The sequence below is a fragment of the Fontibacter flavus genome (genome assembly GCF_042432905.1).
Taxonomy (GTDB): Bacteria; Bacteroidota; Bacteroidia; order Cytophagales; family Cyclobacteriaceae; genus Fontibacter; species Fontibacter flavus.
The window spans coordinates 68,448-91,205 of the sequence record NZ_JBHLWI010000090.1 but is presented as its reverse complement, the minus strand read 5'-3'; the positions used below and the strand labels follow the sequence as shown (position 1 = coordinate 91,205).

At 40.4% G+C, this 22,758-nt stretch carries 17 protein-coding genes; 12 read left to right on the top strand and 5 right to left on the bottom strand.

What is annotated here, in order from left to right; translation table 11 throughout:
- Positions 1-74 precede the first annotated feature (74 nt).
- From ACFFIP_RS19325 to ACFFIP_RS19295, 7 genes are all read left to right on the top strand, one after another.
- Positions 75-1,001 (top strand): LysR family transcriptional regulator, encoded by a 927-nt coding sequence (locus tag ACFFIP_RS19325; RefSeq protein WP_382389446.1) that lies wholly within the window; start codon positions 75-77, stop codon positions 999-1,001.
- A 280-nt stretch (positions 1,002-1,281) separates the two neighbouring features.
- Complete coding sequence (locus ACFFIP_RS19320) at positions 1,282-1,662, top strand: HYC_CC_PP family protein (protein WP_382389445.1); 381 nt, start codon at positions 1,282-1,284, stop codon at positions 1,660-1,662.
- A gap of 296 nt (positions 1,663-1,958) precedes the next feature.
- Positions 1,959-5,837, top strand: a complete 3,879-nt coding sequence (locus ACFFIP_RS19315) for an efflux RND transporter permease subunit (protein ID WP_382389444.1) — start codon at positions 1,959-1,961, stop codon at positions 5,835-5,837.
- A gap of 45 nt (positions 5,838-5,882) precedes the next feature.
- Positions 5,883-6,287: a four helix bundle protein gene (locus tag ACFFIP_RS19310; protein WP_382389443.1), complete on the top strand. Its 405-nt coding sequence runs from the start codon at positions 5,883-5,885 to the stop codon at positions 6,285-6,287.
- A complete protein-coding gene (locus ACFFIP_RS19305) occupies positions 6,250-7,875 on the top strand; it encodes a TolC family protein (protein ID WP_382389442.1) in 1,626 nt (541 codons plus the stop codon). Before ACFFIP_RS19310 ends, ACFFIP_RS19305 begins: the two co-directional genes overlap by 38 nt.
- Before the next feature lie 151 nt (positions 7,876-8,026).
- The gene (locus tag ACFFIP_RS19300; RefSeq protein WP_382389440.1) at positions 8,027-9,781 is read left to right on the top strand and encodes an efflux RND transporter periplasmic adaptor subunit; all 1,755 of its coding nucleotides are present in this window, start codon (positions 8,027-8,029) and stop codon (positions 9,779-9,781) included.
- Between the two features lie 244 nt (positions 9,782-10,025).
- Positions 10,026-10,619, top strand: a complete 594-nt coding sequence (locus ACFFIP_RS19295; protein ID WP_382389439.1) for a DUF2911 domain-containing protein — start codon at positions 10,026-10,028, stop codon at positions 10,617-10,619.
- On the opposite strand, the gene ACFFIP_RS19290 is transcribed toward ACFFIP_RS19295, so the two are convergent.
- Entirely contained in the window at positions 10,603-11,673 is a 1,071-nt protein-coding gene (locus ACFFIP_RS19290) for a PAS domain-containing protein (protein WP_382389438.1), read from the bottom strand. The genes ACFFIP_RS19295 and ACFFIP_RS19290 overlap by 17 nt on opposite strands.
- A gap of 83 nt (positions 11,674-11,756) precedes the next feature.
- Between ACFFIP_RS19290 and ACFFIP_RS19285 the strand changes: the two genes are divergently transcribed.
- On the top strand, positions 11,757-12,356 hold the full coding sequence (locus ACFFIP_RS19285; RefSeq protein ID WP_382389437.1) for a hydrolase: 600 nt from the start codon (positions 11,757-11,759) through the stop codon (positions 12,354-12,356).
- Here ACFFIP_RS19285 and ACFFIP_RS19280 read toward each other — a convergent pair whose 3' ends face one another.
- Entirely contained in the window at positions 12,357-13,502 is a 1,146-nt protein-coding gene (locus ACFFIP_RS19280; RefSeq protein WP_382389436.1) for a hypothetical protein, read from the bottom strand.
- A 246-nt stretch (positions 13,503-13,748) separates the two neighbouring features.
- Positions 13,749-14,354 (bottom strand): DUF4494 domain-containing protein, encoded by a 606-nt coding sequence (locus tag ACFFIP_RS19275; RefSeq protein WP_382389435.1) that lies wholly within the window; start codon positions 14,352-14,354, stop codon positions 13,749-13,751.
- A gap of 117 nt (positions 14,355-14,471) precedes the next feature.
- Here ACFFIP_RS19275 and ACFFIP_RS19270 point away from each other — a divergent pair, with 117 nt between their 5' ends.
- Positions 14,472-16,754 (top strand): patatin-like phospholipase family protein, encoded by a 2,283-nt coding sequence (locus tag ACFFIP_RS19270; protein ID WP_382389478.1) that lies wholly within the window; start codon positions 14,472-14,474, stop codon positions 16,752-16,754.
- Between the two features lie 4 nt (positions 16,755-16,758).
- Here ACFFIP_RS19270 and ACFFIP_RS19265 read toward each other — a convergent pair whose 3' ends face one another.
- Positions 16,759-18,771: a monovalent cation:proton antiporter family protein gene (locus tag ACFFIP_RS19265; protein ID WP_382389434.1), complete on the bottom strand. Its 2,013-nt coding sequence runs from the start codon at positions 18,769-18,771 to the stop codon at positions 16,759-16,761.
- 161 nt (positions 18,772-18,932) lie between these two features.
- Positions 18,933-19,412: an Mpo1 family 2-hydroxy fatty acid dioxygenase gene (locus ACFFIP_RS19260; RefSeq protein WP_382389433.1), complete on the bottom strand. Its 480-nt coding sequence runs from the start codon at positions 19,410-19,412 to the stop codon at positions 18,933-18,935.
- A gap of 87 nt (positions 19,413-19,499) precedes the next feature.
- Here ACFFIP_RS19260 and ACFFIP_RS19255 point away from each other — a divergent pair, with 87 nt between their 5' ends.
- The 3 genes from ACFFIP_RS19255 (at position 19,500) to ACFFIP_RS19245 (ending at position 22,754) form a co-directional block, all read left to right on the top strand.
- Entirely contained in the window at positions 19,500-20,612 is a 1,113-nt protein-coding gene (locus ACFFIP_RS19255) for an NAD(P)/FAD-dependent oxidoreductase (RefSeq protein WP_382389432.1), read from the top strand.
- 61 nt (positions 20,613-20,673) lie between these two features.
- Positions 20,674-22,155: a Na+/H+ antiporter NhaC gene (gene nhaC, locus ACFFIP_RS19250; RefSeq protein ID WP_382389430.1), complete on the top strand. Its 1,482-nt coding sequence runs from the start codon at positions 20,674-20,676 to the stop codon at positions 22,153-22,155.
- Positions 22,152-22,754: a 3'-5' exonuclease gene (locus ACFFIP_RS19245; protein ID WP_382389429.1), complete on the top strand. Its 603-nt coding sequence runs from the start codon at positions 22,152-22,154 to the stop codon at positions 22,752-22,754. Before nhaC ends, ACFFIP_RS19245 begins: the two co-directional genes overlap by 4 nt.
- The last annotated feature ends 4 nt before the right edge of the window (positions 22,755-22,758 follow it).

Sequence of the window (22,758 nt, the reverse complement as noted above, 5' to 3'; positions counted from 1 at the left end):
ACCTTTTGCAAAACTCTTCAGTTTTTAATATATATTTTTATTTATATTTATAATACTAAACATTAATATTATTTATGAATTACACCTTACATCAGTTGCAGGTTTTTTTGAAAGTCACGCAGACAGAAAGCATCACGAAAGCTGCAGAAGAATTGCATCTTACCCAACCTGCTGTTTCCATTCAGTTAAGGAATTTTCAGGATCAGTTTGATATTCCTTTGACAGAAGTGGTAGGAAGGAAATTGTACGTAACGGATTTTGGGAGGGAAATAGCTGAGGCAGCTGAAAAGATAGTGGATCAGGTTAATGCAATTAATTATAAAACAGCCTCCTTTAAAGGACAATTGACGGGCAGACTTAAGATTTCGGTTGTCTCTACCGGGAAATATGTAATGCCGTATTTTTTGGCTGGATTCATGAAATCTCATCCTGGGATAGAACTTATCCTAGATGTGACCAATAAGGCAATGGTGATTAATAGTTTGGATGAAAATGAAGTAGATTTTTCTTTGGTTTCAATTTTGCCTGAGGCTTTGCAGGTGGAAACGGTGCCTTTGATGGAAAACAAGTTGTATTTGGTAGGGGATAAAGACTTTGAAGTAGGGAATGAAGTTTACGGTAAGAATATTTTTGAAGATATCACGCTGATTTATAGGGAACAGGGATCAGGTACCCGCTTGACTATGGAGCGGTTTTTAAGAAAAAATAATATTCCCGTCAGTAAAAAAATGGAGCTGACTTCGAATGAAGCAGTAAAACAGGCTGTCATTGCAGGGCTTGGCTGTTCAGTCATGCCATTAATAGGTCTGCGGAATGAAATCAAAGACGGAGATTTAAAGATTATTCCAGTTGAAGATCTACCCATTGTAACCACCTGGAATCTGATTTATCTTAAAAACAAAAGATTTTCACCAGTGGCAGAGGCATTCTTGGAATACCTACATCAGGAAAAAGAAAACATTATTAAACAGCATTTTAATTGGTTTGAGGGGGTGCATTGAGTTGATCATTTACAGGTATTGCTGTTTCAATCCGGCAATATATAGCATGATTGCTTAGTGCAATAAGCACTTTTGAAATTCATGATTTTGTAAAGGAAACTATTGGAATTTCAATCGGCATTAATTGATCTGAAAATTCAAGATTCAATTGGAAATTCTCATAATCTCGGCTCGAGATGAGCAGTTACTAAGCCTGTAACAGTCAGTTTGTAAATTCAAACAAAAATTCTGTACATTTATATTGCTGAACCTTTTTACCTTTGTATCGTAATAATCCATCGTGAAGTCAATTATCAAAATAGCGCTCCTCGTTTTCTATGTGTTTTTCAACGCAGGGTTGAGCTATTCCATGCATTTTTGTGGGGATTACTTCCAAAGGATCAATGTTTTTGCTGAATATAAAACCTGCTGCGAATCCAAAACACCGATGCCAGATTGCTGCGAGGATGTAGCCAATTTTGAATTACCCAATACCGATCAACAGGTTTCTGATATAGTAGATTTTCAACCTCAGGTATTTGAGCTAGTCACTTTTGATACTGCATATGAATTGCCTGTTTTTTTTACAGCTACAAACGAGAAAATAGCCTTTGCTGATTCTTCTCCCCCCATATTCCAAAATACACCGATCTATATTTTTTGTCAGGTATTCCTGATTTGATTTTTCTCCCTAGTTAATAAGGGATTGCCACGAAGGCACGAAGGCACAAAGAATAATTAAGATTTCTATTTTGTAATCGACTGTTATGAGGACCTGTCAGGTTTTCAAAATCTGGAAGGTATAGCCTAAATTTCCCTAAATTTTCCCATTGATATCCCATTATCAAATAAAGATTTGCTTTGGGATACAATTCCGAAAAATCGGAACAGGTTATCCACAAGTATCTAAATATCCACAAGTATCTGATTCCAGTTTTAAAAAGTTAAATCAGGTTCTTAGCAGTTAGTCAAAAAACTATGCTCAACAACATCATCAAATTCTTCCTCGAAAACAAACTGGTCACAGTAATCCTTCTCTTGCTGGTTATTGGCTGGGGAATTGTGACGGCCCCCTTCAACTGGAACACGGGATTCCTGCCCAATGATCCTGTGCCGGTAGATGCCATTCCTGATATTGGAGAAAACCAACAGATCGTATTTACCGACTGGATGGGCCGTTCTCCCCAAGATGTGGAGGATCAGATCACTTATCCCTTGACTACCTCTCTTTTGGGAATGCCGGGGGTAAAATCAATCAGAAGCACTTCCATGTTCGGTTTTTCATCTATTTACATCATTTTTGAGGATGATGTGGAATTCTACTGGAGCCGCTCCAGAATTCTGGAAAAGTTGAATTCCCTACCTGCTGGCTTGTTGCCTGAAGGTGTGCAACCCAAACTCGGACCTGATGCTACAGGTCTCGGACAAGTGTATTTCTACACCTTGGAAGGCAGAGATGAGAAAGGTAATCCTGCGGGAGGTTGGGACATGCATGAACTCCGCAGCATACAGGATTACTATGTGCGCTATGGTTTGGCAGGTACGGAAGGTGTGGCTGAGGTGGCAACCATAGGTGGTCATGTGAAGGAATACCAAGTGGACCTGGACCCTGTGGCCATGAAGGCACACAATGTATCTATGATGCAAGTGATGAATGCCATCAAGCAGTCCAATCTTGATATTGGTGCCAATACCATGGAGATCAATCAGGTGGAGTTTATCGTCCGTGGATTGGGCTATGTGAAGTCACTGGAAGACATTGAAAAGGCTGTAGTGAAGGTGAACAACAATGTGCCTTTGCGAATCATGGATATTGCGAAAGTAACCATCGGGCCTGCCAGCCGTGCAGAAAGGGCCATCTTGGACAAGGGTGGAGCGGAAGCGGTAGGTGGTGTAGTAGTAGCCCGCTATGGAGACAATCCTTTGCAGGTAATTGATGCTATAAAGGCCAAAATTGAAGAAATATCTCCTGGCTTACCCAGCAAAACCTTGGAAGATGGGACGGTTTCCAAAGTGACCATCGTTCCTTTTTATGACCGCTCTGGCCTGATCAAGGAAACTTTGAGTACCTTGAATGAAGCCATCAGCCTTCAAATTCTGATCACCATCATCGTGATTATGGTGATGGTGTACAACTTGCGTGCTTCGCTTTTGATTTCTGCCCTCTTGCCACTTGCGGTGCTGATGTGCTTTATCATGATGAAGTATGTGGGTGTGGATGCCAATATAGTGGCATTGTCGGGTATAGCCATTGCGATCGGAACTATGGTGGATTTGGGGATTATTCTGAATGAAAACATCCTCCGTCACTTGGAAGAATCGGATGAGAAAAAGACCAAGCTTCAAGTCATCTACGATGCTACTACCGAAGTAAGTTCAGCCATCCTGACCGCGGTGATGACCACTATTGTCAGCTTTTTACCAGTATTTACACTTCAGGCTGCAGAAGGTAAACTCTTTGGGCCTTTGGCCTATACCAAAACCTTTGCCTTGATAGCAGCATTGATCTTTACCTTGGTCTTTATGCCAGCATTTGCCCATTGGGTTTTTGGTGCTAAAGTGAAATCCAAAAATTACAAGACCATCCTGAATGCCCTGATGGGATTGGTGGGTATAGTTCTGCTTTTCTATTTCCCTTGGGCTGGATGGGTAATGTTGGCTTTTGCGGCCAATCATTTGATCCATCATTTCTTCTCCAGGCAGACAAAAGAAGGTCTATACAAGAATCAGGTAGCCATGATCATTGCCGTAGTCGCTGTTTCGGTCCTTTTGGCGATTGAATGGAGACCTTTGGGTTTGGGTCAGTCGGTTTTTGTCAATTTCCTTTTTATTGGACTAGTGGTAGGTTTGGTTTTGGGTGTATTTGCATTATTTATTCGGTACTATGCTACACTTCTGAATTGGTGTCTGGAGCATGCGAGGGTGTTTTTATTGATACCATTGGTTATTATCCTCTTGGCGATGAATATCTGGTTAGGATTCGGGAAGATTTTTGGTTTTGTGGCTACGGGATTTGATAAGATCGGGATGAATGTCCGTACCACAGCTGTTTGGTCAGGTTTGGTACATGCTTTCCCGGGCATGGGCAAGGAGTTTATGCCAGCTTTGAACGAGGGCTCTTTCCTCTTGATGCCGACTTCCATGCCGCATTCGGGTGTAGAGGCCAATATGCAGATTGTGAAGCAACTGGATATGTTGGTCCAGGCTATACCTGAAGTGGAAATGGTGGTAGGAAAGGCCGGTAGGGCAGAAAGTCCTTTGGATCCTGCCCCCATGTCCATGTATGAAAACATCATCAATTACAAAACCGAATACCTTCAAGATGAGAATGCCCGCAAACTCCGCTTCAAGGTGGATAAGGAAGGTAATTACCAGATTCAGGTGAACGGCAAAGAATGGTGGTATGATCGTCAGGATGGGGCTATTTGGGATGAGGAGAAAAATTATATAGACGAGGCTCAGCGCAGGACTGTTACTAGGAACATCTCCAAGTACCTTGTGCCAGACGAAAAGAAAGGGCAATACTTCCGTCAGTGGAGGGATGAAATCCGCACCCCAGATGATATCTGGGATGAAATCCAAATTCGGACATCCAACCTTCCTGGAGTTACTTCCGCCCCCAAGCTCCAACCTATAGAGACCCGATTGGTCATGTTGCAGACTGGTATGCGTGCGCCTATGGGCATGAAGGTATATGGGCCAAACCTGGAGACCATAGAAAATTTCAGCTTGAAATTGGAGTCCGTCCTGAAGGAAGTCCCTTCTGTAAAAGCAGAAGCAGTTTTTGCAGACCGCTCTTTGGGCAAACCTTACTTAGAAATAGACCTGGACAGGACCCAATTGGGCAGGTATGGGCTGAACATTGCCGATGTGCAGGAATTTATCGAAGTGGCTATTGGAGGCATGACCCTGAGCACCACAGTGGAAGGCAGGGAGCGTTATGCTATCCGTGCCCGCTATGCCAGGGAGTACAGGGATGATCCTGAGGCCTTGAAGCGAATATTGGTGACCACGCCTACGGGTGCCCAGATTCCTTTGGGACAATTGGCTGAGATCAATTACCGTCCAGGTCCGATGATGATCCGCGGGGAGAATACTTTCTTGGTGGGCTACGTACTGTTTGATAAAAGAGATGGCTTTGCGGAGGGTTCCGTGGTGGATGAGGCCCGAAATTTTATTCAGCAAAAAATCAATTCCGGTGAATTGGAAGTTCCGGCAGGGGTTTCCTACACTTTCTCTGGAAGTTATGAAAACCAAGTACGGGCAGAAAAGAGGCTGGCGATCGTCATTCCTCTTTGTTTGGCAGTGATTTTCCTGATTTTATATTTTCAGTTTAAGTCCACAGCAATGGTATTGATGATCTTCTCTGCCATTGCCATGGCGTTCTCGGGTGGCTTTATGATGCTTTGGCTGTATGGGCAGGATTGGTTCTTCGACTTCAATTTTCTGGGTACCAATATGCGCGAACTCTTCCAGATGCGCACCTTCAATCTCTCCGTGGCTGTTTGGGTAGGGTTTATCGCCCTCTTCGGTATCGCAACGGATGATGGTGTGGTGATGGGAACATATCTCAAGCAAAGTTTTGACAAGATCCAACCTGAGAATGTGGCTGAGGTGCGTAAGGCTATCCTGGAAGCCGGCCTGAAAAGGGTAAGACCCTGCCTCATGACCACAGCCACTACGCTCTTGGCTTTGCTGCCCGTTCTCACCAGTTCAGGCCGGGGTTCAGACATCATGATCCCCATGGCTATCCCTGCCTTTGGGGGGATGACGGTGGCTTTGATTTCCTTGTTTATTGTGCCGGTGCTTTATGGAAAGTATGTTGAAATAAAGTTGAAATATGCTAATGCGAAATAATGTAGAAATTTGTTTTGTGAAATAAAGTTGAAATAGGCTAGAAGTATGGAAAACAAAAAGAAATATATACCATTAAAAGACTTGGAAATTTATCAGTTATCTAGGAAGCTATCAGCCATTGCATGGGAAATATATTCTAGGCTCAATTACCAGCAGAGAAAGGTTTGGGGGGATCAGATGTTGGAGGCCATTGATTCAGTTGGAGGCAACATTTCTGAAGGCTATCCCAGGTTTCATTACCTCGAAAAAATTCATTTCTATTTCATTGCCAGAGCATCATTGTCAGAAGGTAAAGAGCATTGGTTGGATTTAGGTTTGGAAAGAGGAATAGTGACTTCTGAAGAATGGCAGGAAATCTGTGCGATTCACCAACCCCTTCAAATCAAATTGAATAACACCATCACAAAAACCTATGAAGCCAAGAAAGGAGGTAAAAATGAGAGACTTTAAAAAAAGTACCATTGGCAGGAGTCTACAAACAAAAGAAAAGGGATTGATACCAAGGATTATTTCTATCCTATTTCAATCTATTTCACCCATATTTCTAAGTGGTTTCGATGACATCAAAAAGCTTATGGATTCCAGTAAAGGATTGATGCTCCGATATATTTCAATTTTATTTCTATCTATTTCTACCATATTTCAAGTCGAGGCTCAGACTTTGGGGGAATACCTGGAAATAGCAGTCGAGAACAATCCTTCCTTGCAGGCTAGTTTCAAAGTCTACCAAGCCTCCTTGGAAAAATCAAACCAGGTAAGTCTGGAATCTCCTCAATTGAATATTGGGTTATTTACCAGACCCATGGAACTGTTGATGGGGAATCAGCGGGCTGAGGCTTCGCTGATGCAGATGTTCCCTTGGTTTGGGATGCTCAAAACCCAAAGGGATGAAGCTTCTCTCATGGCTGAGGCCAAATATGAGGAATTCAGACAGCAGCGCAACCTGCTGCTTTATCAGGTAAAGGAAAAATATTTCCAATTACAGCAACTCCAGAACACCATCGAGATCACTACTTCGAATTTGGAGATTTTAAGGTCCTTAGAGCGCTTGGCCATCATACGCTATCAGGGAGGAAATACTGCTGAAGCTGTGTCTTCTGTAACTTCTGCTGTCAAAAGACCTGCACGAGGAGGACAGCAAGGAGGTTCCGATGATGGCATGGGCATGGGAGGAGTAAGTGCTGGCAGTTCCGCCTCAATGGGCCAAGCTTCAAGATCTGCTTCCGCCATGTCAGGAATGGGTTCTGCTTCAGGTTCAGGAAAACTGAGCGATGTGCTGAGGCTGCAGGTGCAGATCAAGGCCCTGGAATCCGACTTGCAACAGATGGAAGTGGATATGAGACCACTTTTGGTCCGCTTCAACCAACTGCTTGGCAGGGATAAAAGCGAAACGGTCAACATTGAAAACCAATTGGAAAGTCAAAAGGAATGGGGATGGGAAGTAGCTGTGTTAGAACAAATACTTGAAACCAACCCTATGCTACTCATGCTAGAGAAAGAAGGATTAGCTTATCAGAAGCAAGGAGAGATGGCGAAATTGGAGGGTAAGCCCATGTTTGGTTTGGGCTTGAACTATATGGTCTTTTCTCCAAGAGCTGAAACGGGTGTTCCAGGCGGTATGGGAAGTATGGATTATATGCCAGCTGGAATGGGGGGTAATATGGTGATGCCTATGGCCACGATGACTTTACCCATCTACCGCAAAAAGTTCAAGTCCATGGAAGCTGAATCCAAGCTTTATTGGGAGGCAAATGAGCGCCAAAAAGAAGACTTGCAAAGAAACCTGGAAACTGAATTTGAAACTATCTTGGCTTACATCAAAGATGCAGATCGAAAAATCAGGCTCTTGGCAGAGCAGATTGAACTCACGGAACAAACGCTGGAACTCTCCGTCACTGCATATGCTACCGAAGGCAATTCCTTCGAAGAAATCTTAAATATTCAGAGAGAGTTATTGGATTTTAGGTTGAATTTATTGAATACTAGGATAGATAGGGAATTGGGATTTGCGAAGTTAGAGACCTTGATTGGATACTGAAAAATGATATTTATAGATATTGCTGGATATTAGGATATTTGATTTAGCCCTTGTTTAAGTGTTTATAAGAGACATAATATCAACTAATATCCAATATCAATCAATATCAAATTTTTCAAATAATGATATGTAAGAGATTGAATAAAAGACAATGAAAAACAAACAAATAATAATGGTTATCCTCGGCTGCCTCTTATTCGGTGGCTTGGCAGGTTGGTTGATCCGTGGGGGAGGGGATGAGCACCCTGATCATGAACACACCCATATTGACGAAAACGGAGTAGAATATACCTGCTCCATGCACCCACAGATCCGGCAAAATGAACCTGGACAGTGTCCGCTTTGCGGGATGGCGCTTACTCCTGTGAGCAGCAATTCCGGCAATAATAGCTCATTCGTTCTGGAAATGACTCCTGAAGCGATGGCATTATCCAATGTGCAACTGACCAGAGTGAAATCTGGGGTAGGTTCAGGAAAACTCAGTCTCACAGGTAAAATTCAGGTTAACGAGCAAAGAGTGAAAAGTCTTACAGCTAATTATTCGGGCCGAGTAGATCAATTGTTTGTCAACTTCACTGGACAGGAGGTCTGGAGAGGAGAGAAGTTGGCGACCTTGTATTCTCCCGACTTGGTCAATGCACAAAAGGAACTTTTGGAAACTGCCAAAATCAAAGACCGTCAGCCCGCACTTTACCAAGCTTCAAAAGAGAAATTGAAGCTTTGGAAAATATCTGACGAGCAGATTTCCAGAATAGAAAATTCGGGCCAGGTACAGACCCAGTTTGAGGTTTACGCTGATGTGGCAGGAGTGGTGATCGCCAGAAATGTTGCAGTAGGTGATTTTGTCAGCCGTGGGACAGCCTTATTTGAAATTGTGGAACTGAGTTCCGTTTGGGTGATCCTAGATGCCTACGAATCTGACCTTGGCGCTATCCGTAAGGGCGATGATCTGAGCTTCCAGGTTTCTGCTTATCCTGGAAGAGAATTCAAGGCAAAGGTCAGCTATATTGATCCAGTACTGAATCCTGATACCCGTACGGTAGGTATACGTGCAGAAGCGGTCAACCGCAATTTTGAGTTGAAACCGGAGATGTTTGTTTCTGCGACTATCTCCACGTCCCAATCTGCACAGTCCGGTCTGATGGTTCCCAAAACGGCCATCCTTTGGACAGGTCCAAGGTCTGTGGTTTATGTTCAGGCAGGTACCAAGGAAGCTCCAGCTTTTGAAATGAGGGAAGTTGAGTTAGGTTCTCGAGTTGGAGATGATTATTTGGTACTTTCCGGAGTGGAAGAAGGGGAGCAGGTGGTCAGTAATGGGGTTTTTGCTATTGATGCAGCTGCCCAATTGAGTGGGAATTACAGCATGATGACAAGACCGGAAGTTAAAACTTTGGATACGCCTGAAGAATTTAAGAAACAATTGACATCTTTTGTTCAAAGTTATCTTTCAATTAAAGATGCCTTAGTGAAAACCAATGCCCAAGAGACACAAAAGGCTATCAGTCCGGCTAAAGCCAGTTTGGCAAAGGTAGATATGAAGTTGTTGGAGGGCCAAGCCCATAACATTTGGATGGACCTGCTGAAGACTATTCAGGGAAGTTTGGATAAAATCGCTCAGACTGCTGATGTAGAGGAGCAGCGCAAGCACTTTGAGAGCCTTTCAGACAACCTGATTGAAGCGGTGGAATATTTTGGAGTGGTTGAAAACACGTTTTACCGTCAATATTGTCCAATGGCCTTTAGGGATAAAGGCGCTTACTGGCTGAGTGGGGAGAAGGAAATTCGCAACCCTTACTTTGGTGATATGATGCTCACCTGTGGTGAAGTGAAGGAAACATACCAGCCAGGAAAAAGGGTGACTTCTACCTCCAAAGAGCAGAAAGTAGCTGCAGGGCATAATCACTAACATTGAAAAGAGTTCAAAATAACGTAGAAATAAGGTAGAAATAAAATTGAAATAGGGTTGAAATAAAGGCTGCTAGATTTATTAAGTATTGAACTTAGAAATTCTGCATTAATTGAGAAAATAAATTAAGTTGACTGTGACCGGGATATATTTCTATTTTATTTCGCCGCAGGCATATTTCAACCTTATTTCCCCCTTCTTTCTCAAATAATCAATTGCCGAATCAACTTAATAAGAATAAACTATGTCAATCAAACAAATCACCATTCTTACAATTTCTATATTGGTCATCTCATGTTCCTCCAACAAGACAGAGGATAAGATTATTGTAAAAGATGAACATGTCCATCACGACCACAGCTCGAATTCTGTGCCCTCAAATTCAAAAAGTCCAAGAACTGCGGCAATGGCCAATATTGGTTCGAACCACATACATATAGACTACTCTGCTCCAAGTGTTAGGGGAAGAAAGATCTTCGGAGGATTGGTGGCATTTGATGAAGTTTGGGTGACCGGAGCGCATTCAGCAACCAATATCTCTTTTAACGAAGACCTGTTGATAGAAGGTAAGGTAATCCCAGCGGGAAAATATGCCCTTTTTACTATTCCGGGTATAGATACATGGACAGTTATTATCAATACAAATTATGAGCAGCATTTGACGGATGATTACGATCCGGCTAAGGATGTAGCCAGATGGAAACTGGAAAATCGCACTCTGGAAGAGGAAGAGGAGCAGTTGACCTTTCAAGTAGTATCCGTCAACCAAGATTCAGGTTACATTGAGTTCAGATGGAGTGACAGGTCATTTAGGCTTAATATTACTCCGGCGAACTAAGTTCCTCCTTGTCAGCTGAGACGTTAAAGTTCAGCCTGCTTGAATTGACTATACTTTGCTTCAAAGCTATGTCTAGTTTTCTCGCCTCAGATTTCAGAAGTTTGATAAAGGTAGATTGATCCGATGGTATAGCCTTAGGGTCAATCACCTCTAAAATGCCCAAAATATTGGCTAATTTTGACCTCATGGTATGGGATTGGTCGAAAGAAAGCTTTTTCAAAAAATCACTTTGTTGTTTGATTAAATCCTCAGACTTCTTTTTTTCAGAAACATCAAAGAAACCACCTACCATTAGAATAGGTTTGTCGTCATCAGACCATTGGATCACTTTTCCATATCCGATGACCCATTTTTCCAAATTGTCCTTTGATTTGATCCTGAATTGACCATGAAACGGAATTTTGCCTTTTGACAATAAATGTTTCTCAAGCAACACCGTCACCATTTCTATATCGTCAGGGTGTATTTGCTTTTTCCAATACACTTCTGTTTTTCCTAAATGGAGGTGGTTGGCATCCATGCCAAGTAAACTGACCAAAGAAATGTTTATTTTTTCTTTGCTATTGTTGACATCCCATATCCAAAATCCAATAAGGCTTTCCTCAAAAAGTCCATCTAAAAAAGCTTCACTTACTTCCACTTCTTCATTGTTGGAAGTGAAATCAAGTAGGTTTTCAGAAGTTTTTTCCATGGTATGCCCTATTCCTGAAATCCTTTTAGCCCTTCCTTCTTCATATAGGATAGTAAATTCCCATCGGGTCCAAAAGAAGTCAGTTTTATCTGGTGTTAGCTTCCTCAGCCCCATTAAAAAATTTCTTTCCTCAAAATATAATGCTTTTTCCAGTTGCATTTGATAATTTGACAAGTCGTTAGAAATGAAAAAATCGGTGATGTTTTTTTTCATTTCGACCTTCTTGAATATAGACTCCTGATCTTGAAATTTCCTGTTAGAGGCGAGAATGTTTCCCTCCAAGTCTAATTGGATCCAATAGAAATAGTTTGAAGCATCTAGGAGGTCTTCTTTGGGTTCAGTTGTGGTGTCAAAAATTGCCATTCGTAAAAGTTTAAACTAAGATAATTTGTTTTGAAATAAAAAGCAAAAATATTAATATGTAATGCATTTAAATTGTTTTTAAAATGAATTTAACACATCCTTTGAATAGAATTGAATTTGGTTCTCAAGAAAATATAGGGAACATGATGACAATGCAAGAGGCCTTGACATTGTTAGGGGATTGGGTGAAGAATGATAAATTGGTTTTTCACATGAAGCAGGTTGGCCATTTGATGAAGTCATTTGCGATTTCAAAAGGCTATGATGAACCAACCCAGCATTTATGGCATCTTTCAGGCTTGTTGCATGATGCAGATTGGGATCAGTGGCCGGATGATCATTGTAGAAAAATTATTGAGGAGCTAGAGGCAAGGAATCAAGATCCAAGGATGATCAAGGCAATAGCCTCCCATGGTCCCCGCTATTTTGGAGTGGAGCCGCATTCTGAAATGGACAAGATGTTATATGCTTTTGATGAATTATCAGGATTTGTGCATGCTTATTCTTTGATGAGGCCGCAAGGTTATGAGGGGATGGAAGTCAAAGGGGTAAGGAAAAGATTGAAAGATAAAGCCTTTGCCGCCCAGGTTAGCCGGGAGGACATTGCAGATGCCTCCCAAAGAGCAGGAATCCCCTTAGAAGATTTGATCCAGTTTGTGATCGATAATCAATTGAGGGCTTGATCAAGGTAATCTGATCTCTTCCCAGAAATTTTCCCGGCTTTTTACAAAAAGGCCTCTTCTAGTGGCTACGTAGACTTTATTTTCAAAGAACTGGGCATCATAAATCTGATCATTTGTAATACCGGTCCTATCTAATTCCTTCAGTTGATGACTGGAAACTCCATTTTCCCTAAAGTTTTCAAGTGAAGCAAGAACATTTGTTCCAGGGATAAAGATTAAGCCTTTTTGCCCATCTGATCTTATTATTAATGGTCCATTAAGTTCTGTTATATAGGTTTTGTTTTCTGAAATCGGAGAGCTAGAATAAGAAATTCTTCCAATAGGTGATTCAGTAATGAGGTATTCTTGGGGGTTTAATCTTGCGAAATCGTAAAATCTGAAGTTGGCACTTCCTGTTGCCGGTCCAGACAGTTTTTCTGTGCTACCATCTTTGGAGATTAAGTAGGAATTTCCTTCTTCAATGCCATTCTCAGTACTTCGGATGTGAGCAATCCATTGGTCTTCATACTTTTTTATGCTTTGGATAATTAAGCCTGAATTTGAATTAGGATCCAAACCTAAATCTAAAATACTTAATTCAATTACTTGAAGCACTTCCAATTGATGAAATCCGGTTCCAAAATTTATTTCCAAAATCAGGATTTTATGAATCTCGTCTTTTTGAAGATTTAAGATGAGGTGATTTCCGTTGATGTCAAAATTCTTTTCAGGATGGAAGAATTCTTTTTGGGAACCTGATACCAGTTTGGCCCCTATCCATTCATCGCCGAGTTGTTCATCAAAAATTAAGGGCCTTAATTCTCCTGGGCCAACAGGGAATACAATAAAACCATTTAAATTTTCAATTGGATGTATGATATAATTCTCGGAGAAAGAAGGCCTAAATTGGAGGTTTAAATCACTCGTAAGACAGCATAGTGGCGTAGTCCTGTGTTGGTTATCAATAAACCCAGGGTAATTTTTATGTAGAAAAAAAAGCTTATCCCCAAGAACTTCCAATCCCAGAATAAATTCCTCATTTTGTTGGGCATTTTCAAAATCGAATAATTCGAAATTTTTCTGGTCAGGTTCTAAAACTGGTTCTTCAGGATTGGAGCAGGAATTAAAAGCTGTAAGTGCGAGAAAATAAAGGAAATATTTTTTCATATTTTCATATTTTAAAAATCAATTGATTAAAAATATAGTTTTTTTGTGTTATAAAAATAACTTTTTGAAAAATTTGATAAAGACAGAATAAATCTCCTAAAAAAACTCAGCTAACTTTCTTTCAACTTGCTTATTTTAACAATTGAACATCAATTAATTTGAACATTCATCTATCAATTATTATGCTAAGCGTATAAAAAAAGACCTGGTAAATCCTTGCCAGGTCTTTAATAATTGGGAATTCAATTAAATATCTTCAGAGTCATTTTCATCTTCATATTCTACCAGTTTTGGTATTTCTTCCTGAATGGAGGATGATTTTTCCATATTTTCCTGCCTGATTCCTTCTCTTCTTTCCTGCTCTGCCTTAACCTCACTTAAGGGCTTCAGATTTGATGGGGGTGGGGGTAATAGTTCTTCATCATCTCTTTCATAAGGGAAGACTTCCACGATCGGGCTTTCTGTGATGTCAGGAACCCTGAATGTGACCAGCATATTGTTCAAACTTTCATGAATACGGTCATAAGCCTCTTTGACATCATGTGCGGTGACCAACATGTATTGGGTGACTTTTTTTTCCTTTCCGCTGTCGGCATCAGCGACCACATAGGTGATTTTGCACTTATGCCATATGTCGATGTCATCATATGGGAATACATCTACAAAATTACTTTTGCTGATGTTGGTAACTTGGAAATCCCCTCGAATAGTTGAACCAAGCATATCATATATTCTGGCTTCTGCTTCCGTAAAGGATACTGCATCTACCAGGTATTGTTCAGAAACATTTTTGAGCAGACCCTGCTCATTTTCTTTGGCATATTTTACCCTGCACAAAAACCAAACTCTCATAATTAGCAATTTAGAATGATGTAGCGAAGGTAAGAGATATTGACAAAAGCCACAATGAAAAAAACTGATTTAGAAATCTTTTAAAAATCCCCTATATTTTGAATGAATAATATGTCTATGTGGGATAAAATCTTTTACAGCTTTCCGATTCAGTTATTTTTTCTTCATTTGAAGAAAAGTCTACTTCTGCTTGCTTTATGGGCATTGTTGGTCTTGATCATTTTTCAAAAATTTGGGACAGTTTTGGGCATTCCTTTTCTGTTTCTTGATCCGGAATACCTCAATAAGGTTTCTTTTCAGAGTTTTTTCCTTGTGGGGGTTGCCCTTGCGATTTTCACGATGTCATTTCATATGACATCTTATATTTTGCATGGTCCAAAATTCAAATTTTTGGCAGTTATTCCTAGACCGTTTCTTCAGTTTTGCCTTAATAATTCCCTTATTCCATTGGTTTTTTACATTTTGTTTGTCTATGCTTTTTTTGAGTTCCAATTGGACAATGAGCATGACAATAAGTGGATTGTCATTCAGTATTTCTTGGGGTTTTCAATTGGTTCAGTGATAACTTTTGCCCTGATTTTCATTTATTTCGGATTTACCAATAAAAACTTTTTCATTCTTTTTGCTGATAACGTAGAGAAAAGGCTTAGGAGAACCAAAATTTCCAGGGCCAACATGCTAAAACGCATCAAGGAATCCAAAGAAGCAAAGGACAAGGTACTGGACTATTTGGATATCTCATTTAGGTTCAAAATGGTCAGGCAGGATTTGGCGAAGTTTGAAGGACATCAATTACTTCGCGTTTTTGACCAAAACCATATGAATATGGTGATTATTCAGTCAGCACTAATTGTCCTGATTTTGTTTTTGGGTTTATTCAGGGAAAACCCGGTGCTTCAAATTCCTGCCGCCTCTAGTGGGATATTGTTATTGGCGATTGCAAGCATGCTGGTAGGAGCTTTGACATACTGGTTGAGAAGTTGGACTGTTCCGGTTGTGATTATTGCACTTTTGGTTTTCAATTCACTTTCCAGTACCGACTGGTTTAACAGGCCACATGAAGCATTTGGGTTGAACTATGATACTGGTAAAGCTTCCTATAACCTTGAGCGCTTGAATTTGCTACTTCATGAAGATACAATTGAACTGGATAAGAAAATCAGCCTTCAAGTTTTAGATAATTGGCGGGAAAAATTCCCAGAAGACCAAAAGCCCAAAATGGTCTTCATTACCACTAGTGGAGGGGGGCAAAGGGCTGCTCTTTGGACGCTGAAGGTTTTACAGGAAGTTGAATATGCTACAGAAAGCAGACTTTTTAAGCATACCCACATGATCACAGGAGCTTCAGGGGGGTTGATAGGTGCTGCCTTTTTTAGGGAACTGTATTTACAGGCTCAGACCAAACCTGAGGTTGATGTGAGGAGTGATGAATATTTGGATCAGATATCATCGGATAATTTGAACCCGATCATTTTCACACTGTTGGTCAATGACCTTTTGATCCGGAATCAATATTTCGAATATAATGGCAGGAAATACCTCAAGGATAGGGGACATGCTTTTGAAAGTCAGTTAAACATCAACACCAAAGGGGTTCTGGATAAGCCCATAAAGGACTATAAGATGCCTGAAATGGAATCTAAAATCCCAATGTTGCCCGTTACCCCATTGATTACAAATGACGGCAGGAAGCTTTATATTTCCCCATTTTCCATTTCCTACTTTAATGTTTCGCTTGAAAGATTGGAGGGATTTAATGAAAAAAGCCAAGGAGTGGATTTTCAACGTTTTTTTGCGGAGCAGGATCCGGGAAACTTAAGATTTATCAGTGCACTTCGTATGGGTGCATCTTTCCCTTTTATTACGCCAAATATGCAATTGCCTTCCAAGCCTCAAATGGAGACAATGGATGCAGGTTTATCGGATAATTTTGGTATGCAGGATGCTTTGAAGTTTATACACGTCTTTGAAGACTGGATTAATGAAAATACTTCTGGAGTTTTGTTGTTGACAATAAGAGATTCTGAGAAATTTTCGGAAATTGAACAGAAGCGACCGCCAAGTATACTGCAGAAATTCTTCACACCCTTGAAGAATATCTATATCAATTGGGACAACATTCAGACTTTGCATAATGAAGTGATGTTTACCCGAATGAAGGAGAAACTCAAATTCCCTCTAGAAAGGATTGAATTTGAATACTCCACACTTCAATATCTTCGGGAAAGAGGTTTGGCGGATGAAGAAGGAGCAGTCAGTCCATCAGATCAGGAACTTCAAAGGGCATCACTCAACTGGAGGTTGACTGCACGGGAAAAGAAATCCATCATTGATAATATCAATAGTCTCCAAAACAGACAGTCCTTGAACAAACTAAAGTCCTTTCACTTTTTGGAGTGACTGATTAATTCACTTCAACTTCCTTTTCAAAGGCTTCAAGTCCATCTGGTCTTCCTACCACATAAACCAAATCACCAAGTTTTATTTTTTCATCAGCTTTGATTTCAGTGATGGTTTTCCCTTCTCTTTTAATGGCAACAATATTGACCCCAAGATTTTCTCTTATTCCGGCTTCTTTTAGCGGTTTGTTGATATATCTGCCACTGTCTCTTTCAACCAAAATCCCGACAAAATTAATTTCAGGTAAGTCTATTTTGAGTTTCACATCTGCATCCTCCGTGGTCATTCTGAACATTTCATAGTTATGGGACCTCACTTCATTGGTGAACTCTTCTATATCATGTCTAGGGATCAAGTACTTTGACAGGACTCTGGTGAAAATCTCAATAGAAGTTTCAAATTCTTCGGGGATAACTTCATCAGCTCCAAGTTTGAGGTTGTCCTCCATCTCATTGACATACCTTGTTCTGACGATGATAAATGGGTTTTGGGTATGGTGCCTGATACCCGCAATAATCCTTTTGGTAGCTTCAGCATTAGAGATGGCGATTACAGCCACCCGGGCTTTGTTGATGTTGACGTGTTCCAAGACGGTGTCATTTGCCGCATCCCCATAGATAATAGGTTCTCCTTTCAGAGATTCTTCTCTGACAGTTGCAGGATTCATTTCTATAATGACATAAGGGATCTTGGCTGATTTTGCAGCCTTGGAAAGGTTTCTGCCATTCAGGCCATATCCGATGATTACCAAATGATCCTTCAGCTCTTGATCTACTTCAAGAGCTGGAATATTTTCGTTTCCAAATTTTTTGTTCAATCTACTTGGTAATGGTAAATTCAAAATCCCACATGAAATATCCTCTCTTTTCTTTAGAATGAATGGTGTTACTGCCATTGTCAGGATGGAAATGGCAAGAAAATATTGGTAGGTTTCTGCGTCGAGTAATTCATGACTGACACCTACTTTTGCGAGCAAAAGAGAGAACTCTCCCACCTGGAAGATTGAAAATGCCACTATGAAAGCCTCTTTAAAACCCTGACCTATACTTCTGACAGCAATGCTCGCAGTAATAAACTTGATGAGAAAAGTTAAAAGTGTCAGCCCTAAAATAGGGAGGATGTGGGCAAATAAGAATGTTATATCGAATAACATCCCTACAGAGACAAAGAAGAAACTCAAAAAAACTTCCCTAAAAGGAAGGATTTTGCCGGTAGCATGATGACTATAATCTGATTCACTGATAATTAAGCCCGCCAAAAAGGCACCTAGACCAAGAGAGAGGCCCAATAAAGAGGTAAGGTAAGCGACAGCAAAACAAATCACAATTATAGAGAGCAAAAAGAGCTCTTCATTTCTTGTTTTTGCTATCCTATACAATAGGTTAGGGATTAAATATTTTGCACTGATTAAAGTGAGCGCGATGACCAAAGCACCTTTGATAGCCATGAATAATAATGACATGCCCACATTTTCTGATTCCCCGGCAAGCATGGGTGTAAACAACATCAATGGAACAATGACGATGTCCTGAAAGATTAGGATGGCAAGGGTGGTCCTGCCTGAAATGGTATTGACCTGTCCGGACTCCTGTAAGAGTTTAAGAACAATAGCCGTACTGCTAAGAGAAAGTAAAAAGCCTATAAATACCGCCACATTCCATTCGAAACCTAAAAAATAGGAGATAAGGGAAGTGAACAAAATGGTGAAAACTACCTGCAGCGATCCTCCAATAAATACCGCCTTTTTGATAGCCATTAGGCTTTTGAGAGAAAACTCCATGCCAATAACGAAAAGAAGCAGGATGACTCCTATTTCAGATAAGACTTCTACCGTAGTGGACGCCTGCACCAATGAAAGTCCATATGGTCCTGCCAAGGCTCCAGTAAAAAGAAACCCTATAATGGTGGGGATTTTGAGTCGCATGAATACCAGGATAACCAAAGTGGCCAGCCCAAAAATCCACACGATATCAGATAACATTGGAAGTTCTACAGAAGCAAAAATAAAATTCAACATATAAGCATGTTAGTAAATTAGTATTTCACGAAGTTAAAAATACAATTTAAAGGCAAAAAAAATCAGGAAAATGGAATCGTATATTTACTTCACAAAAATGAAGAATGAATCAGCTTCTTTTTATGATTTTAAAAGAAGCTGATTGTCATAGGGATATCAGTTTAATAGGCCAGTCCTAATTTCTTGTAAATAAAATGCATCAACCATGCAGGCCCGATTAGCAAAAACTGAAGGTCTTTAAGAAATGACGGTTTCTTCCCTTCGATTTTATGACCATAAAACTGAAATATCCAGGCGACTACGAAAATCAAAATACTGATCTGCCACAGAGGGAAGGGAGAAGCAAGTGAAATCAAATTAGCAATAGCCAAGCAAATAGCCGAAAAGAAGAACATCCCCAGTGCAAGAGGAGGAGACAAGGTGACATAATAAAAGAGCACTAAAATCAGGGTTAGTGTAGCCCAATTGGCAAAGCTGCCTAGAAAAGGCAATAAATTAAGAAGAGGGTCTGCGGGTATGCTGTAAATCAGACCCACTATGCTGAAAAAGATAGCTGGTACACATATCCAATGGATTGTTTTGTTTGTCTCATTTTGATGGCTTAATCCGTATTCATAAAGCAATTCATCAATTTTTCTCATCGTATTTGGGCTGTTGATTAGATTTATATTGGAATATCAGCCTTAAATTAATAAATAGGCGTGATATTTCTTCAAGATCATGGTACAATGTTGAGTTTTTGGGAGCAAACTAATTTTCTGAAATATGACCTCATCGTCATAGGTGGCGGGATTGTTGGCCTTTCTGCGGCCATTCAATACAAGAAAAAGCAGCCAAAAGCTTCTGTTTTAGTATTGGAAAGAGGACTTTTTCCAACAGGAGCCAGTACGAAGAATGCCGGTTTTGCATGCTTTGGCAGTCTAACCGAAATTCTCGATGATTTGGAGGTTTTGGATGAAGGGGAAGTCCTTTCTTTGGTTGAAAAGAGGTATAGAGGATTGAATGCTATTCGGGAAGTTTTTGGGGATTCAGTTTTGGGATATCAACCATTTGGTGGATTTGAACTGATCACAGAAAATGAGCTTTTTCAGCTGGACAATATGGATAGGGTAAACAGTATCCTGGAACCAATTTTTAAGAAGCCTGTCTTTGAAATTTTTAAAAAAGATCTGGGGTTTGGGCCCAAGGTAAAAACCGTGGTCAAAAATAAATTTGAAGGAGAGTTGAACACTGGCAGCTTTCTAAATGCACTATGGACCATGTGCGGAGAACTGGGTGTGAAGATCCTTACCGGAGCAAATGTTGAAAAATTGGATCTTGCCCAAAAGGAAGTTTTGGTCTTATCTGGCAATAATGGAGGTCGGATAACCTTTAAAGGGGGAAAAATAGCGATATGCACCAATGCTTTTACAAAAAGCCTCTTTCCTGAAATGGATATCAGTCCTGGAAGGGGCTTGGTATTTATGACGGAGACTTTGCCATTTGCAATACCATGGCAGGGTTCCTTTCATTATGATAAGGGATATGTATATTTCCGAAACATTGATAACAGGTTGTTGTTAGGAGGTGGAAGAAATCAGGATTTTAAAGCTGAAAATACAACCGAATTTGGCGTGAATCCCAAGATAAAGGACTACCTGGTTTCTATTATGGAAGACGTTATTTTTCCTGGATATTCTCCCAAGATTGAGATGGAATGGTCTGGTATTATGGCTTTTGGGCCCGATAAGCGACCGATACTTGAAAAGGTTTCGGAAGATGTTGTTTTGGCTGTAAGGCTAGGAGGAATGGGTGTGGCCATAGGTTGGGATACTGCCGGAGCGTTGGTAAAACTCTTTTAATGAATGTGATATTGTAAAATTTTATTAATTTCAGATTTTAAAATCTTTCGAAAAATATTTGATGGCAGCAAGTCGAAGACAACCCACTCTATTAGAAGCAGTATTCCCGATTCTATTTTTAATTGTTTTACTCGTAATTAATATATGGATTTTTGGAACTGATGGCTTATCAGGTTCCAATCAAATGGTTTTGGTGATTTCATCTGCAGTAGCAGGTTTGGTGGCCATTTTCCGGTTGAAAATCAAATGGGAAAATCTTCAGGATGGTATTGTCAATAGTATTTCTTCGGCCATGTCCAGTATTTTGATTTTGTTGTTGATTGGTGCATTGGCAGGTACTTGGTTATTGAGCGGCATTGTTCCGGCGATGATTTATTACGGTCTTCAGATTTTAAATCCAACTATTTTTCTGATTGCCGCCTGTATCGTCAGTGCTATAGTTTCCGTAGCAACAGGGAGTAGCTGGACAACTGTCGCTACAGTAGGAGTTGCCTTATTGGGAATCGGTAAAGCATTGGGTTTTAGTGAAGGTATTATAGCCGGTGCGATTATCTCAGGTGCATATTTTGGGGATAAGATGTCCCCTTTGTCTGATACGACCAACTTGGCCCCTGCAATGGCAGGTACTGACCTTTTTACGCATATCAGGCATATGACCAAGACAACAGTGCCTTCTATTTTGATTACATTGGTAATTTTTGGGGTCATAGGCTTAACCACAGGAGCAGAAGGTTCTGTCAGTCAGGTGGAGGAGATATCAGCTGTCATACTCGATAACTTTAATATTAACGGTTGGTTATTTATTGTACCGGTTTTGGTTTTGGTGATGATCGTTAAAAAAATCCCTGCCGTTCCGGCCCTTCTTGCAGGAGCACTTTTGGGAGGGGTGTTTGCAGTGATATTCCAGCCACAGGTTATTGGACTTATAGCCAATGAAATAGGTGTTTCGTATACTTATGAATCCTATAAGGCAGTGATGATGGCTTTATATGGGGAAATCAGTATCCATACAGATAATGAAGTAGTCAATGAGCTATTGGTGACCGGAGGAATGTCAGGGATGTTGAACACTATCTGGCTGATTGTATGTGCGATGATTTTTGGAGGAATTATGGAAGAAAGTGGTATGCTGAGGGTCTTGGCAGAAGCCATAATCGAAAAAGTGCATTCTGTAGGATCCCTAATTGCTTCCACAGCTGCTACCTGTGTGTTTTTCAATGTAACGACATCCGATCAATATTTGGCCATCTTGGTACCTGGAAGAATGTATGCTGATATTTATCGGAAAAGAGGGTTGAAAGGTGAAAACCTCAGTCGGACCTTGGAAGACAGTGCTACGGTAACATCCGTTTTGATACCATGGAATACTTGTGGAGCAACTCAGGCCTCAGTATTGGGAGTAGCAACATTGACTTATGCACCTTATTGTTTTTTTAATATCATTTCTCCTTTTATGACCGTCTTGTTCGGTTACTTTAAATTTGGTTTAACCTACTACACTGAGGAAGAAATGAACGAGATTAAAAAAGAGTTGGCAGTATGATTATTAAAAAAATTGACAAGGAGTCGATTAATGCATTACCCTTAGGGCAGTTTGAAGGAGAAATTGTGTTGGTAAATTCTAAAGAACAGATCAAAGAAGCTGTTGATGAGCTTGGAAGCCACACTTTGATAGGTTTTGACACAGAAACGAGGCCTTCATTTAGAAAAGGAACCCAGTATTATGTTTCTCTTCTACAATTGGCTACTGATGAAGTAGCATATTTGATCCGGCTGAATGAAATAGGCATGCCCAGGTTGATTCAGGATATTTTAGAAGAACCCAACATTGTTAAAATAGGAGCAGCCGTTTTGGATGATTTAAGAGGATTGCGCAAGGTGGCTGTTGGCTTTCAGCCTCAGAGTTTTTTTGACCTGAATGAAGAACTGAAAAAAGTAGGTTTTGAAAATGTTGGTGTAAGGAATCTCGCTGCCATGGTGCTGAATATGAGGATTTCCAAATCAGAGCAGGTTTCCAATTGGGAGGCATCTGAATTGACGCAAAAGCAAAAATTATATGCAGCAACAGATGCTTGGGTATGTCTTGAGATCTTTAAAAAACTTCAGTATCAAGGATACCTGGATGAATTGTTCAATAAATGAGAAT